The organism is Butyricimonas sp. Marseille-P2440 (assembly GCF_900091675.1).
GTDB classification, from domain to species: Bacteria; Bacteroidota; Bacteroidia; order Bacteroidales; family Marinifilaceae; genus Butyricimonas; species Butyricimonas synergistica.
Genome location: NZ_LT594606.1, coordinates 164,144 through 179,489 on the forward strand (window position 1 = coordinate 164,144; position 15,346 = coordinate 179,489).

General features: G+C 45.0%; 9 protein-coding genes. 6 read left to right on the forward strand and 3 right to left on the reverse strand.

Annotated features, from left to right (window positions below; genetic code table 11):
• The first annotated feature begins 5 nt into the window (after positions 1-5).
• A complete protein-coding gene (locus BN8899_RS00730) occupies positions 6-1,442 on the forward strand; it encodes a helix-turn-helix domain-containing protein (RefSeq protein ID WP_065217903.1) in 1,437 nt (478 codons plus the stop codon).
• A gap of 80 nt (positions 1,443-1,522) precedes the next feature.
• On the opposite strand, the gene BN8899_RS00735 is transcribed toward BN8899_RS00730, so the two are convergent.
• Complete coding sequence (locus BN8899_RS00735; protein WP_148375204.1) at positions 1,523-2,245, reverse strand: hypothetical protein; 723 nt, start codon at positions 2,243-2,245, stop codon at positions 1,523-1,525.
• 240 nt (positions 2,246-2,485) lie between these two features.
• Between BN8899_RS00735 and BN8899_RS00740 the strand changes: the two genes are divergently transcribed.
• From BN8899_RS00740 to BN8899_RS00750, 3 genes are all read left to right on the forward strand, one after another.
• Entirely contained in the window at positions 2,486-2,794 is a 309-nt protein-coding gene (locus BN8899_RS00740; RefSeq protein ID WP_018338712.1) for an HU family DNA-binding protein, read from the forward strand.
• Positions 2,795-2,980: 186 nt separating this feature from the next.
• Positions 2,981-4,528 (forward strand): Rne/Rng family ribonuclease, encoded by a 1,548-nt coding sequence (locus BN8899_RS00745; RefSeq protein WP_026207715.1) that lies wholly within the window; start codon positions 2,981-2,983, stop codon positions 4,526-4,528.
• Between the two features lie 159 nt (positions 4,529-4,687).
• Positions 4,688-6,685, forward strand: coding sequence for a protein-disulfide reductase DsbD family protein (locus tag BN8899_RS00750; RefSeq protein ID WP_065217905.1), 1,998 nt, complete (start codon positions 4,688-4,690; stop codon positions 6,683-6,685).
• A gap of 65 nt (positions 6,686-6,750) precedes the next feature.
• On the opposite strand, the gene BN8899_RS00755 is transcribed toward BN8899_RS00750, so the two are convergent.
• Positions 6,751-7,986: an MFS transporter gene (locus tag BN8899_RS00755; protein WP_065217906.1), complete on the reverse strand. Its 1,236-nt coding sequence runs from the start codon at positions 7,984-7,986 to the stop codon at positions 6,751-6,753.
• Positions 7,987-8,336: 350 nt separating this feature from the next.
• Here BN8899_RS00755 and BN8899_RS00760 point away from each other — a divergent pair, with 350 nt between their 5' ends.
• Positions 8,337-10,457 (forward strand): HRDC domain-containing protein, encoded by a 2,121-nt coding sequence (locus tag BN8899_RS00760; RefSeq protein WP_065217907.1) that lies wholly within the window; start codon positions 8,337-8,339, stop codon positions 10,455-10,457.
• A 62-nt stretch (positions 10,458-10,519) separates the two neighbouring features.
• Here the strand turns inward: BN8899_RS00760 and BN8899_RS00765 are convergent, their stop codons facing one another.
• The gene (locus BN8899_RS00765; RefSeq protein ID WP_065217908.1) at positions 10,520-13,339 is read right to left on the reverse strand and encodes a M16 family metallopeptidase; all 2,820 of its coding nucleotides are present in this window, start codon (positions 13,337-13,339) and stop codon (positions 10,520-10,522) included.
• Between the two features lie 265 nt (positions 13,340-13,604).
• Between BN8899_RS00765 and BN8899_RS00770 the strand changes: the two genes are divergently transcribed.
• Positions 13,605-14,828 (forward strand): mechanosensitive ion channel family protein, encoded by a 1,224-nt coding sequence (locus BN8899_RS00770; protein WP_082986845.1) that lies wholly within the window; start codon positions 13,605-13,607, stop codon positions 14,826-14,828.
• Positions 14,829-15,346: the final 518 nt, after the last annotated feature.

A 15,346-nucleotide genomic window follows, 5' to 3' on the forward strand; every position in this document is an offset into this window, starting at 1 on the left:
GTACTATGCAGGACGTCCAATCACGCTATCACTCTGCTCTGGAACTATACCGCACCACCGACATGACGGTGAAGAAGATCTGCGAGCAGACCGGCACGCCGCTGACAGCGTTCAAGGCATACGTGTGGCGCTATCACCGGGAGCTGATGTTTGCCCGCCATGGCGTCGAGATTTCTCCCAGGGAGGCTGCCAAGACCCGGTTGCGGAAGAAGAGCGGGCAGACCGCTGCCGCCCATGCCAAGTACAAGGATGCCATCCGGGCGTGCGATGACGCTGCGTATATCGAGTTCAACGTGTCGCAGATAGCCCGCCTGTTCGGGCTGAATCCGACAGCCCTCGGCAACCAGTTGCGGAACCATTATCCCGATATTGTGGAACGGCGGGAGCGGGAACGTCACCGCCTAGGGGTGAACGACAACCTGCACCGGGGCGTGAAACCGTGGTGCAAGGAGCAATATGCCGATGCCGTGGAGCACCTGCGTGCCACGGAGGATACCATCTGGCAGACTGCCGACTTGTACGGACTTTCGCGCTCGGGACTACGGGAACATTTGATGTATTATTACAAGGATTTGATCCGGGCACGGGCGGGTAAACGCGAACGGGCGAAAACGAACAAGACCCGGGGAGAATTGACCGGGAACGGCAGGAAGCATGAGCCCATGCCCCAGAGCGAGGAAAAGTACCGCGAGGCGATACGGCTGTACCGGACTACTGCCATGACCCAGGAGGAGATCTGCGCGGCAACCGGAGTCACGGTCACGGGATTGCGCCATCATTTGCGGGCGTGGAACAAGGAGTTGATGGAGGAACGCCACGATGTCGATGGGCGCGGAGAGGATGCCCGTCCTGCCGGTACAAAATGTTACCTGAAATCGACAGCCGCGAAGTACGCCGGGGCTATCGAACGGTTGAAGGTAACCGGGCGCCCCACGGCGGAAGTGGCGAAAGAGTTCGGGTTGAATCCCGATATATTTAGGAAGTACCTGCACGAGCACGAACCGGAGCTTGCAGTCACTCTTGGCAGGACGAAGTTATCGAACGGCAGGTCGGTCTTGGCACGTAGCGCGGAGAAGTATGATGAAGCGGTGCGCCTGTATGCAACGACAACCGAAACGCTAAAGTCTATCGCCCTGCGGCTGGGGCTGCAATACAAGAGCGTGGGCGGCTTTGTACGGCGCAATCATCCCGAGGCGATAGCGGCCCACGAGCGTCTGCTTGAACAGGAAAAGAGATTGCAGGAACAGGAAGAGTGCCGGAGGCGCGAAAAGGAACAGGCGGAAGCAACTGTTTCCGTGCAAGAAGAGGAAAACAAGGAGAGAGAACGCATCCTGCAGGCCTTGAAACAGACCGGCGGTCATAAAAGAAACGCGGCAAAATTATTGGGTATCAGTAAATCCGCACTATATAATAAACTGAGAATATTTAATCTTTCCGAATAATGAGGGGGTGCCAAAACACCCCCTCTAGTTTGTAAGGTTCATAAAGTCGAACCTTCGGTTCTGAAAGTTTTAAAGTCAAATTATTTTTCCAAATTTAGCCCTATTTCCAGTTTCGTGGTTTTTTGTAAAATGGCGGGAACTCCTTGAAGCAATCCTTTGATCATGTTGCCCATGCCTCCCATGGCGCTGGCGTCAACGTTGTCGAGTCCCGAGAGAATAAGCGGGAATATATTTTCAATAAATGGTTTGTCGATGAATAATTTTGCCGTGTTGCCCTCGAGTTTGTAGTTTACCGGGATGCCGTTTTTTAGCATCTCGACTGCTTTTTGCAAAGCGGGGTCGTTTTTCAGGCTGTCAGACGGAATGGAAGATAGCAGGTTGTCAACGTTGGGGAAAAAGAGAATCTGGTTGTCTTTTATCTTGTAGGTGACCATACCGGGTTCTGATTTTTTCCATTGTGGGTCAGCTTGCGCTTGGCCGTCTTGGTTCGGTTCGGCATAGGTTACGATCACGTTGCCGTCTTTTTGGAACGTGATGTCTTTCAGTTGTTGTGCCAATTTGCTGCTTCCCATAGGAACAACCATATTGGGGATTCCCGTTACCCTAAAGAAACCTAAAACGGCGTCATCAGGAGCTTCCCAGGTCATGAACAAGGGACCGGATATGAATTTGGGTTTTCCTCCCGGCACGTCTTCGGTTTTTATTTTACTAAGATTCCAGGTTCTGGCAATCCCGTCGTCACAGGAAGAGAATAGATTTAATGCACAGAGCATTATTAACACACATACAATAGATTTTCTCATACTTCTTTAAATTAGATTGTGAATTTTTACTATTAAAACGACGAGTTAGCTGTTATCGGGTACAAATGTATGAAAAAAGATTAGATAATTGTATTATCACGGGTGTGATTATTGGGTTTATCCTTTGCTTGAATGACATAGGTATCAAAAAATATTGACAAAAATGCTGAAGTTTGTTTCATTGTTTGTGGAAAAGATATATATTTGCAGACTGAAATCTAGGATAAACGAAATATAATATTGAATATTAAATACTTAAAGAAAATGACAAAGGCGGACATTGTGAATGAAATTTCCAGAACCACTGGTATTGAAAAAGTTGCAGTGCAGACAACTGTTGAGGCTTTCATGGAAGCGATTAAGGGTTCTGTAATTGATGGAAAAAATGTTTATTTAAGAGGTTTTGGAAGCTTTGTAGTGAAAAAGAGAGCTGAAAAAACTGCTCGTAATATTTCTAAGAATGTAACGATCAAAATCCCGGCACATAATATCCCTTCGTTTAAGCCTTCGAAGAGTTTTGTGAACCAGGTTAAAGATCAAGTAAAATAAAGAAAGGAGTGAGATTATGCCAAGCGGAAAAAAAAGAAAAAGACATAAGATGGCTACTCACAAACGGAAGAAGAGACTAAGAAAGAACAGACACAAGAAGAAATAGTCATCGTTTGTGAGTTGAAATTATAAACCTAAGGGCTGTGCCTTTAGGTTTATTTTGATTAATAGATTAATTATCGGGTAGTGAATACTGAGTTAGTCATAGATGTAAAAGCGGAAGAAATTGTGATCGCTTTGTTAAAGGACAAGCGATTGGTAGAGTTGACGACGGAGAAGACTAGCGTAAAGTTTGCGGTGGGGGACATTTATTACGGGAAAGTCAAGAAGATTATGCCCGGATTGAATGCAGCTTTCGTCAATGTAGGTTACGAGAAAGACGCCTTTTTACATTACCTTGATCTCAGCCCCCAGTTTTATTCTTTAGAGAGTTATATCAAGCAATGTATCGCCCGCAAGGGGATGCCCGTTGCTAAATTGAAGCTGGAGCCGGAAATCAATAAGAATGGAAAGATCGGGGACGTGCTTACCGTGGGGCAATATGTTGCCGTACAGGTTGCGAAAGAGCCTATATCCACGAAAGGACCGCGCTTAACGTCAGAGTTGAGTATTGCCGGTCGTCATCTGGTTTTGATGCCTTTTTCAGAAAAGGTGTCTGTGTCACAAAAGATCAAGTCGGTAGAGGAACGCAAGCGTTTGAAACGACTGATAGAGAGTATACGCCCCAAGAATTACGGGGTGATTGTCAGAACTGTCGCGGAGGGCAAGAATGCAGAGTTGTTTGACAGTGAACTTACTGAGCTTGTCGAGCGTTTCGAAACCGCCTTCAAGCATCTTCGGGATATCGAGCCTCCCAAGTTGATACTGGGAGAGATTGACCGAACCAGTGTTATTCTCCGGGATATTTTGAATCCCTCTTTTGAAAATATATACGTGAATGATTTAGCCGTGAGCAAGGAGATAAAACGTTATATCAGTACAATAGCCCCGGAGAAAGAAGATATCGTGAAATTCGTGTCAACCGACGTGCCGATTTTTGACCACTTCGGGGTAGACAAACAGATCAAGTCTTCGCTGGGACGTACCGTTTCATTCAAGAACGGTGCATATCTTATTATAGAACATACCGAGGCTTTCCACGTGATCGACGTGAATAGCGGTAACCGCGTGAAGCTTGGGGATGACCAGGAATCCAATGCCCTGGAGGTAAATTTGGCAGCTGCCGACGAGGTTGCCCGCCAGTTGCAATTGCGCGACATGGGGGGAATCATCGTGATTGACTTCATTGATATGCAGCTCGCCGAGAATCGCCAGAAATTGTTTGACAAGATGCGTTCGGCGATGGAACTCGACCGAGCCAAACACACCATACTTCCTTTAAGTAAATTCGGTTTGATGCAGATTACCCGCCAGCGGGTGCGACCGGAAATGACAGTGACGACCACGGAAACTTGTCCTGTCTGCCACGGGAGCGGAAAAGCGGACGCCGCGGTTCTGGTGATCGACAAGATCGAGGATCAACTGGAATATTTGGTGGAAGAAAGGAAAATAAAGAATCTCGTGCTAAAGGTGCACCCTTTTATCGAGGCATATCTTAAAAAAGGTTTCTGGTCACTGCGTCGGAAGTGGGCTTTTAAGCATCATATACATTTGAAAGTGCTTGGAGTGCCTTCTTTTTATATTTACGAATATAAGTTTTTCAATCGTTTTAATAGAGAAATAGAAGCTGAATAGCTGTTTTACTTACGAATTTACTTTCTCGTATTAAATCGATGTTAAAATAGTACCATCAATTTGTGGGAGCACAAATTAATGGTACTTTTGTGTCCGCTGTGTGATAACGCATACGATTTCGAGAAGCATGCAAATTGATGTTTTATTAAATAATTTTTTATGAAAAAAAGACTATTGACGTTGATCTTTACGTTGTTCGTAGGTGCATTCTCGGCTTTTGCCCAGATATCCGATCCGACAAGTTGGACATTCTCGCAGGAGAAGACCGGGGATAACGAATACACTTTGACTTTTAAAGCAACTATTCAACCCGGGTGGACGGTTTATTCCATCAACACCCCGGATGGTGGTCCTATGCCGACATCAATTACGATAGAGGAAGTAGGTAAAGGCGTGGAGTTGGTCGGTGAACCGGAAGAGAGTGAACCACACAAGAAACACGATGATGTCTTTGGAGTAGACGTGTTGTATTTCACGGACACGTATACTGTAAAGCAAAAGGTCAAGGTTACCGATTCGGGAATTACTTCCGTGAACGGTAGTGTTGAATTCCAGGCTTGCCAAGAAGGTGCTTGTGTGCCGGGAACAAAAGATTTTACAATTAAACTAGAGGACAAGGACGCTAAAGCTGAAAAGAGCGCCACGGAAGACGATTCCCTGTGGATCTTCTTTTGGGTAGCATTCGGTAGCGGTTTGCTTGCCGTCGTGATGCCTTGCGTGTTCCCGATGATTCCGATGACGGTGTCATTCTTTATGCACGGGGATGCCAATAAAGCAAAAGCGAAAGCGAAAGCGGTTTTCTTTGCCTTGTCGATTGTGGCTATTTATACAGCCTTGGGATTGCTTATTTCTTTCCTGCTGGGACCGGGATTTATCAACTGGTTGAGTACGAACTGGCTGCCTAATATCTGCTTCTTTATTATATTTATGATTTTCGCCGCTTCTTTCTTCGGGGCGTTCGAGATCGTGTTGCCGTCTTGGATTGTAAACAAGTCAGATAAGCAAGCAGACAAGGGCGGATATATTGGAGCCTTCTTTATGGCGTTCACGTTGGTTTTGGTGTCATTCTCTTGTACCGCACCGATCGTGGGTACCGTGTTGGTTGAGGCTGCCCGGGGATCTGTATTACGTCCGATTATCGGTATGTTAGGATTCTCTATCGCCGTGGCTTTGCCTTTCGGTTTCTTCTCCTTCTTCCCTTCAAAATTGAGCAATCTTCCGAAATCAGGAGGTTGGTTGAATGCCGTGAAGGTCGTATTAGGATTTGTCGAGGTTGCTTTAGGTTTCAAATTCTTGATGGTAGCCGACCAGACTTACCATTGGGGATTGTTAGACCGTGAGGTTTATATCGCTATCTGGGTAGCCGTATTTACTTTGCAAGCATTGTACTTAATGGGTAAAATCAAATTCGCTCACGATAGTGACTTGCCTTATATTGGAGTTCCTCGTTTAGTAATGATTATTATAACGATGTCTTTCGTGATTTATTTGATTCCGGGTATGTTCGGTGCACCGTTGAAGGCTCTTGCCGGATATTTCCCGCCACAAGAAACGATAGACTTCGATATCAACCGTATCGTTCGCGATAATGCCAAGGAGATCATGAAGAGTGGTGTCCAGGTTGGAAACCAATCATCTAGTGCGGCTTCTAACGAGCCGGTGAAGTATTCTGACTTCTTGCATTTGCCTCATGGTTTGGACGGGTACTTTGATTACGATCAGGCTTTGAAAGTCGCTCAAGCCCAGAATAAGCCGTTGTTTATCGACTTCACGGGTCACGGTTGCGTGAATTGCCGCGAGATGGAGCAAAGTGTATGGTCTGATCCTCGTGTATTGGAGATGTTGAAGAACGACTATATTGTAGTAGCGCTTTACGTGGATGATAAGACTAAATTGCCGGCAGAAGAGGTTTATGTATCTGATTATGACGGCAAGAAAAAGAATACGCTTGGAAAGAAGAATACCGATTTCCAAATCAAGCAATTCGAATCAAACGCTCAGCCGAACTATATCTTGTTAGATAGCCGTGGCGGGAAGGATGCAGATTTGAAGAAGCACGTGTTACAACCTGCCAGAGGTCATAACAAAGACCGGGATGCTTTCGTGAAGTTCTTGCAGGACGGATTGAAAGAGTATAAAGCTCGGGGCAACAAATAAGATGTGATAGATTATGCAAATGAAAAAGCCACCCCGAAGGGTGGCTTTTTAGCACTAAACTAATTCTATATATTCTTGGTTTCATCCCCGACCGTCAATCGTCCTACTTGAAAAAGCGAGGGGATAAAGAATGATATTACACCGATAGCGCAAACCACGAGTCCTCCGATCACGAAGGTGTTCGTGATTCCTATATTGTCGGCGATAAATCCGGTACCCATGAGTCCAAGAATGGAGGGAAGCATACTAACGCTCATGAATATAGAGAATACCCGACCCAATACCGCCGGGTTTATTTTTGTCTGAATCACGGTCATGAAAGAGGCGTAGTACACGGAACCCGATACACCTTCAATCGCTGTCAACACGACAAACCACACGAAAGCCGATGCCGGTAAGAGTCCGGAGAAGACAAAGGCTGTTCCCAACAAGATGTACATGGCGTTTATCAATATGATTTTGTTGACCTTGTATTGACGGGCGCTTAGGGCGAGTCCCCCGGCAAGCGAACCGACGCTCCATATCGCTTCGACAAGGCTCATTTGGTAGGCACTGCCGGAGAAGTGATTGAGCGTCATGAGCGGAAACAACACGCTAATCGGCATAATGAAAAGTGTCGCCAAGATGGAGAGCAGGAAAAGAGGTGTCATTCCTTTATGGCTTGTGACTTCCCGTTGTGCTTCCCGTAAATCTCGTAAGAGATTCAATTTATTCTTGGTTTCGCTAGGTTTGGGATTGGGGATCGTGACAAACAATAATGACGTACAAGCGAGCAATGCGCCCACGACATCAAGCATAAGCACATAAGTCATGTCGAGCATGGAGATCGCTAAGGCTCCGAGAGCAGGTCCCGCGATATTACTGACGGATTGAATCATCTGGTTGATCCCGGCAATGCGCAATAGTTGGGGTTCCGGAGCCAGCAACGGAATGGATGCCTGCATGGAGGGCATATGGAAAGCCGATCCGACGGAACGTAATGCTAGCAACGTGTAAATCTGCCATATTTCTGCTTGTTCGAAATAGAACAGAATGGCAAGAATCAGTGTGCAAAAGGCAATAAAACTATCGGATAGAATCATAATTAACTTCCTGCTCCATCGGTCGATAAGAATTCCGGAGAATAGCCCTAGTATAGCTTGTGGAAGCAAGGCTGCAATGGTAGCAAATGCCAGTGTTTCGGCAGACTTAGTTTCAAAAGTCAGCCATAATATGATGGCAAAATTAACAAGAGAACTGGTCAGAATAGAGAAAAACTGTCCGGTCCATATAATAGCGAATACTTTTTTCCAGTTATTCATGGTTGTTTTGTATGAGTTTTAAACATTAAAACGCATCTCTCCCAGGAGATGTGCTATTTTTTCTTGAAATAATAATACACGAGAAAAACCTTTCTCGAAAATAGAAAGTTTTTAAGATCTCCGGCAAACAGTTCCGGGGTTGGTTAGCCTCTCACCCTATAATTTCTTGCCATAAAGAAATGATAAATCTTCATAGATGGTATTTCGTTGTAAATTTTCACGAAAATAAATATATAAAATGAATATTCCTAATAAAATGAGGGAATGATAGGGATTATTTTGCATATCTTTGCATGGAAGGGCGTCTGTAATGACCTGGATATGTAATAATTCACATAAAGTGTTGATTCATGGAAAGTAATCCACAATTGGAGTTGGCATATGATTTTTTGGAATATACCGGGGTGAACGTGTTCCTGACGGGGAAGGCGGGTACGGGAAAAACCACGTTTTTGCGGAACTTGAAAGAGCGTTCGCCGAAACGGATGATCGTGGTGGCACCGACAGGTGTAGCGGCGATTAATGCGGGAGGTGTCACGATTCACTCGTTTTTCCAGTTACCGTTCGGTCCTTATATACCGGGAGTCACGGATGTCGTGACTCAGGACGGCAAGGCTCGTTTCACGAATAAGTTTAGCCGGGAGAAAATCAATATAATCAAGACCATCGATTTGTTGGTGATCGACGAGGTGAGTATGGTGCGAGCGGATTTGTTGGATGCCATAGATGATGTGTTACGGCGTTACCGGAATCGCAATGAGGCTTTCGGGGGAGTGCAATTACTGTTGATCGGTGATTTGCAACAGTTGGCACCTGTGGTGAAAGAGGATGAATGGGCGTTATTGAAACAACATTACGAGTCTGCTTATTTTTTCCATAGCAAGGCGTTGGCGGCAACCCGTTACGTGCCAATCGAATTGAAACGGGTGTACCGTCAGCAGGATGGCGTGTTTTTAGATTTGTTGAACCGGGTGAGAGAGAATAGAGTGGACGCCTCGGTATTGGATATGTTGAATCAGCGATATATACCGGGATTCGCCCCGTCAGATGAGGAAGGCTATATCACGCTGACAACGCACAATCATCAGGCGCAGCGGATTAATGATTTGAAAATGGCGGCTTTGGACACGAAGGCATACACGTTTAAGGCGGAGATCAAGGATAATTTTCCGGCTTATTCATATCCCACGGATGATTTGCTCGTGTTGAAGAAAGGGGCGCAGGTCATGTTCGTGAAGAATGATTCATCCCCGGAAAAGCGTTATTACAACGGGAAAATCGGTAAGATTACCGCGATAAACAATAACACGATTGAAGTCGTGGGGAAGGAAGACGGGATGCGGATTCTGGTTAACCGGGAGGAATGGACGAATACGAAATACACGCTGGACGAGGAATCGAAAGAGATTGTCGAGATGGTGGAAGGACGATTCAGCCAATATCCATTGAAGACGGCGTGGGCGATTACGATACACAAAAGCCAGGGATTGACCTTCGAACGGGCAATTGTGGATGCCAATGCGGCTTTTGCCCACGGGCAGGTGTACGTGGCATTGAGTCGTTGTAAGACGTTCGAGGGATTAGTGTTGAGTTCCCCGGTATCTTCCCGATCCTTGATAAATGACGATGCGATCAATCATTTCGTGGACGAGGTGGAACAGCGGGAACCGGGGCCGGAGGAATTGCATCAGGCGAGGCAGTCTTATTTCCGGGAATTGTTGCTCGAGCAATTTGATTACGAGGCTATCCGTTGGCGCTTGCATTATTTATATCGCATATTAGATGAGCAATTACGCCGCCTGTATCCCGAGTGGGTGGAGCGTTACCGGTTAGCGGGAGCCCGTTGTGCAGAGGAATTGTTAATGGTGGCGGAGCGGTTTCAGAATCAATTGGAACGGTTGATGCCGGAGGAAGGAATTTACGAATCCGACCCGACGATTGCGGAACGGGTGCGAAAAGGTGCTGTTTATTTCCGGGAGCACACGAAGGCAATATTCACCGATTTTTTGGAAGAGGATATACCGGAGATTGATAATAAAGAAGTACGCAAATCCGTGGAACAAGCCATGGAGCGTTTCCGGGGAGAGGTGACGTTGAAGATGGAAACCTTGAAAACGATCGAGAATGGTTTCTCTGTAACCGCTTATTTACGGGCGAAAGCGAAAGCATTGATTGATGCCCCAAAAGTGAAAATCAAGGCAAAGAAAGCGGGTACGATAAAAGCGGAAGTATCTTCCGATATATTGCATCCCAAATTGTACACCATACTTCGTACTTGGCGGAACAAGGAAGCAGAGCGATTGAAACTCCCCGTGTACACGGTGCTGCAACAGAAAGCTCTGCTAGGTATCAGTAATCTGCTGCCGACAAATACGAAGGAGCTGTTAGCCGTGCCGGGAATCGGCAAGCGGATTGTGGAACGCTACGGAGCTGTCATTCTGGATATGGTAGATGAGTACAGGGGATTTTAAATTTTCATATTATAAAAAAAAGACCGCTTTTCAGCGGTCTTTTTTACAAACAAGTAATTATCTTATTTTTTCTCCGGAACGAACATCAAATCAACAACGTCAGCTCCCTTGAATAATTTCTTGGTGAATTTCTGTACATCCTTCGTGGTGATCTTGTCGATGATATTATCGAAGTTTTTCGGATCGGTAATATCGATACCGCGGAGGTAGTAAGTTTGAATAGCACTCATCCAATAGTTATTGTGAGGCTTAGCTTGTTCACGGTTTTTCTTTATGGTCGTGATTACTTTGTCGATCTCTTCCTGGGTGGGAGCTTCTTGCATTAACTTGTCGATTTCGGCATAGATTAATGATTTCAAGTGTTCAGCTTTGTCCGGGTCGCAATCGAAAATCATGCTCATGCTATAACTTTGGTACGGTTCTCTGGATGATCCGGCTTGAACGCTAACGCCATAAGTGCCGCCTTCTTTTTCACGGATATTTGTCAAATATCTTTGATCGAGTACGCCTTTCAAGATATTTTGGCAGATATTGTCGTGAGTATTGACTTTCATGTCTTTAGAGAAGCTCGTGATAACGGTAGCTTTCGGGTCTTGCAGCGGAAGTTCGATTACTTTCACCGTTTTGCCCTTCGGACCTCTCACCTTGTTGTCAACCCAATTTTCTTTGCGGTTGTAAGATTTTACGGAACCCAAGTATTTTTCAACCAGAGGTTTCACGGTTTCTGCATCGATGTTACCCACGATGAAGAAGGTGAAGTCGCTGATGTCTTTGATACGGTCGCGATAGATCTCTTCAATTTGCTCGATGCTTATTTGATCCAGGAATTCCTTACCAAATAAAAGGGTCCTCGGGCTGTAATTACTCATGATTCTGCTGATAGAATCCTGCATGATTTTCTTCGGGTTATTGTTCATGTTGGCAATAGCCGCGTAATTACGTTCCATGATGGAGTTGTGTACTTCCTTGTCAAAACGGGGTTTTTCGAAAGTCAAATAGATCAATTGCATCAAAGTTTCGAAATCTCCGGGAGTAGAACCTCCACCAACAGATTCGGACAATCCGCTGATACCGATACCCACGCTGGCTTGTTTACCCGTTAACAATTTCTTCAAGGTAATCGCGTCGTAGTCACCCAATCCATAGGCTCCCATGAAATCAGCCACAACTTGTGCGGAAGCTAATTTGTCCACGCCATACAAGGAAGTTCCTCCCTTGCTATAAGAAGCCACGGATACTTGGTCTTTCTCGAAATCGGCTTTGCGGAATACTACTTTCGCACCGTTCTCCAGTGTCCATTCTTCAGCTTCGAATTGCGGTAATTTTTTGGTAGCGATGATCTTTGAGCCTTTTAAATCTTCGTTGATCAACTCTGCTTCTGAGTCTTGATCCTTGTACGGTTCGAGCTGAGAGTTTTCCACGTTGTTCAAGGCAGCAATGGCTTCGGCTTCCGTGATGTGTTTTACACCTTCAGCCGGACCTTGTACAATGATTACCATGTTGTCTTTCTTGATGTATTGTTTAGCCAGTGCGGATACTTCCTCAACGGTAATCGTCGGGATAACGGCTTTGGCAAACTCGTAGTAATAATCAAAGTCAACGATAGGATCACCTTCCAAGAAGTTTTCTTTTATTTCATTGATGTAAGCTTCGGAAGTAGTTTTGTCTTTTTGCTTGTTAGCTGATTCCAAGCCTACCAACATATTTGTTTTTGCTCTTTCGAGTTCTCCTTTCGTGAAACCGAATCTCTTCACTCTTTCGTTTTCACGATAGATGGCTTCCAGAGCTTCTGCTTCTTCGTTCGGCTTTGCCGTGGCACCGAAGTAGTAAGCGGATACGCCTCTCACGATATCGCCGGCGAAACCTGCGCTTCCGTTGATGAAGGGAGGATTGCCTTTTTGAAGCAGTTCAGAGATACGTTGAGCCAACATCGTGTTGTAGAAGGATTGAATGAGTCCTTTTTTCAAGGCTTCGTTTTTCCCTTTTTCTTCTTTTGTGGTTGATGGGTATTTGATGTACACGGCGATAGAAGAGTTGGTTACTTCTTTGTCTGTAGCGCATACAAACTTGATACCCTCGTGGGGAAGAACTTCGAAAGATTCCCTCACGGCAGGATTCACGGGAGTCGGAATCTTGGAAAATAATTCTTTTACTTTTTTCTCCATTTGATCCGCGTCGAAATCACCTACAACGGCAATCGCTTGTAAATCGGGACGATACCATTTGTGATAGTAGTCACGGAGGGTCTGGTATTTGAAGTTCTTGATGATGTTCAAATCTCCGATTACATCTCTTTTGGCATATTTTGAACCGTTCAAAAGAACCGGCATGGTTACGGCTCTCATGCGGAAACCAGCATCTCTTCTGGTTCTCCACTCTTCGGAAATAACACCTCTTTCGCCGTCGATCTCCTCGTCAACCAGCAAAAGATAGTGTGACCAGTCGTGAAGCACGAGCAGGCAAGTATCCAGTAAGCCCGGGTTTGTCGTGGGAACGTCACTGATATTGTATACGGTTTCGTCCTGTGCCGTGTAAGCGTTCACGTTTCTACCGAATTCAACGCCATGTTTTTCCAACATATTGGTGATACCTTTTCTCCCGGGGAAGTGTTTGGTTCCGTTGAATGCCATATGTTCCAGGAAGTGTGCCAAACCGTTTTGGTCGTCATTTTCAAGGATAGCCCCCACGTTCTGGATGATGTAAAAACTTGCTCTCTCTTTGGGTTCTGCGTTGTGGCGGATGTAGTAAGTCAATCCGTTAGCTAATTTTCCCGTCCTGACATTCGGGTCTTTGGGAAGTGGTGCGTTCATGTCATATTGGGCGAACAGGCTCGTGCTGAGCAGCGCCAATAAAGCACACACGGTTAATAGTTTCTTTGTCATACGAATTATTTTAATGTTTTAATGTTTGTGGATGCAAATATAGTAAAGTGTAAGTAAATATATTCGACTCCTTAAAATCTTTAACGTTAATTTATGGCGGAATTGTGAAAATAGAGAAAAATAAGAGGTTACGAGAGTTGTTGGGGAGGTATCTATGTTAATATGATTTTAACTTATCAGGTGTTTTAGAAGCAGAAAAATATATAATTCTCATCTTTTCCTTGTCGAATCTCGTATAGGGCATATAAAAAAGGAGGAAAATAGGATGATGTTGAAAATGGATTTAAGCAAGTGGTTTTCTTGGCTCAATTTAGGAATAGAAAATCCCGAAACGGCATCTGTCGTGGAAGTGATGTTGCAGATTGTTGTGATTTGTCTGGTCGCTTTTATATTTGCTTTTCTGGTTCGGAAGGGTACAATCCGGTTGATTACCGGGTTGGTTCGCCGAACGAAGACCAAATGGGATGATATTTTCTTGGAGGAACATGTTTTTCAGAAGATTTTCAATTTGGTTCCCCCTGTGTTTATTGATTTCGCTTTTAAAATTGTTTACGGGAAATGGGAGCATATCGAACTTTTCCATCGTTTTATCGTGGCATGGATTCTCGTCGTGGCAGGGTATGTGATTGTTTCGGTGCTCGACGCTATTAACCGGATTTACGAGTCCTACCCGGTATCACGTGACAGACCTATCAAGGTGTTCGTGCAGGTGATTAAGATATTCGTGGTATCGGCAGTCGTTATCACGATCGTGAGTGTATTTATAGGGGAGTCGCCCCGGAACTTGCTCGTGGGATTGGGTGCGTTTGCAGCCGTGTTGATGTTGATTTTCAAGGATGCCATTTTGGGATTTGTTGCGGGGGTGCAGTTGCTGTCGAACCAGATGGTGCGTATCGGCGATTGGATCGTGATGCCGAGTAATAACGCTAATGGTACTGTGTTGGAAATCAATTTATACACGGTGAAGGTACAAAACTGGGACATGACGATCACGACCGTCCCGACGTATCAACTGGTGTCCAATTCCTTCACGAACTGGCGGGGTATGGAGGAATCGGCGGGGAGGCGTATCATGCGTTACATCAGCATTGATATGCTCTCGGTGCATTTCCTGTCGGACGAGGAAATTGATATGTTGAGGAAGTCCGAAGTGTTGAAAGAGTATATCGAGGATATCCTTCCCGTGTTGACAGAGCAGAACAAAGGGAAAGAGGACGTGTTGGATGAACGGCGGTTAACGAATTTGGGCGTGTTTCGCCAGTATGCTGTGCGGAAGTTACAGGCGAACCCGAACCTGAATATGGATATGACTTATATGGTGCGGCAGTTGCAACCCACCGCCACGGGTATTCCGTTGGAAATATATTGTTTCTCCCGTATTCAAGAATGGGTAGCATACGAGAAAGTTCAATCCGATATTTTTGACCATTTGCTTGCCGTGATGCCTTACTTCCATTTGCGGGTGTTCCAGTACCCGTCAAAATTGTAAACGAGAGGGAAGAATGTGAAAAGGAATATTTTACATGTTTGAAACGAGGTATATTTGTTGATGGTTTATATTTGTTATAGGAATTCATCATAACTAGGGTAGTTCGAAGCGAGAAATTATGAGGTCGAGGATGGTGTGGGCGGTAAATTTTTCTTTTTCAGTTTCAATATTCGTATATTTTTTTGTATATTTACATATTGATTTTAAAAACGTAAATTAATAGGTAGGTACTTTTTGAATTGTATATGTTTCGTTATGGTTCTGGTTACAAGTATACAAGCAATTCGGAAATTATCGAGAAGAGGACGGCATAATCAGGGGAATAAGTTTCTTGCGTTTTTTCCTTTGTCAGGTACGAGAAGGTGCCTGGTGGCAATGGGTATGCCAATAAAAAAATACAGCTTTTCCCGTTACTGGCGATAGCTCCTGTTGTAAAAGCAGGAGCGGTGCCGATAACTTATTTTTCTTCTAAACCGAGGGGAAAAAATTAACCTTACTACACGTGTCGAAGTTTAAAA

Bases quoted from the DNA above. Each gene is read 5' to 3' on its own strand.
- BN8899_RS00750 (WP_065217905.1), top strand. From the start codon at position 4,688: ATGAAAAAAAGACTATTGACGTTGATCTTTACGTTGTTCGTAGGTGCA.
- BN8899_RS00765 (WP_065217908.1), bottom strand. From the start codon at position 13,339: ATGACAAAGAAACTATTAACCGTGTGTGCTTTATTGGCGCTGCTCAGC.
- BN8899_RS00760 (WP_065217907.1), top strand. From the start codon at position 8,337: ATGGAAAGTAATCCACAATTGGAGTTGGCATATGATTTTTTGGAATAT.
- BN8899_RS00755 (WP_065217906.1), bottom strand. From the start codon at position 7,986: ATGAATAACTGGAAAAAAGTATTCGCTATTATATGGACCGGACAGTTT.
- BN8899_RS00730 (WP_065217903.1), top strand. From the start codon at position 6: ATGCAGGACGTCCAATCACGCTATCACTCTGCTCTGGAACTATACCGC.
- BN8899_RS00735 (WP_148375204.1), bottom strand. From the start codon at position 2,245: ATGAGAAAATCTATTGTATGTGTGTTAATAATGCTCTGTGCATTAAAT.
- BN8899_RS00770 (WP_082986845.1), top strand. From the start codon at position 13,605: ATGATGTTGAAAATGGATTTAAGCAAGTGGTTTTCTTGGCTCAATTTA.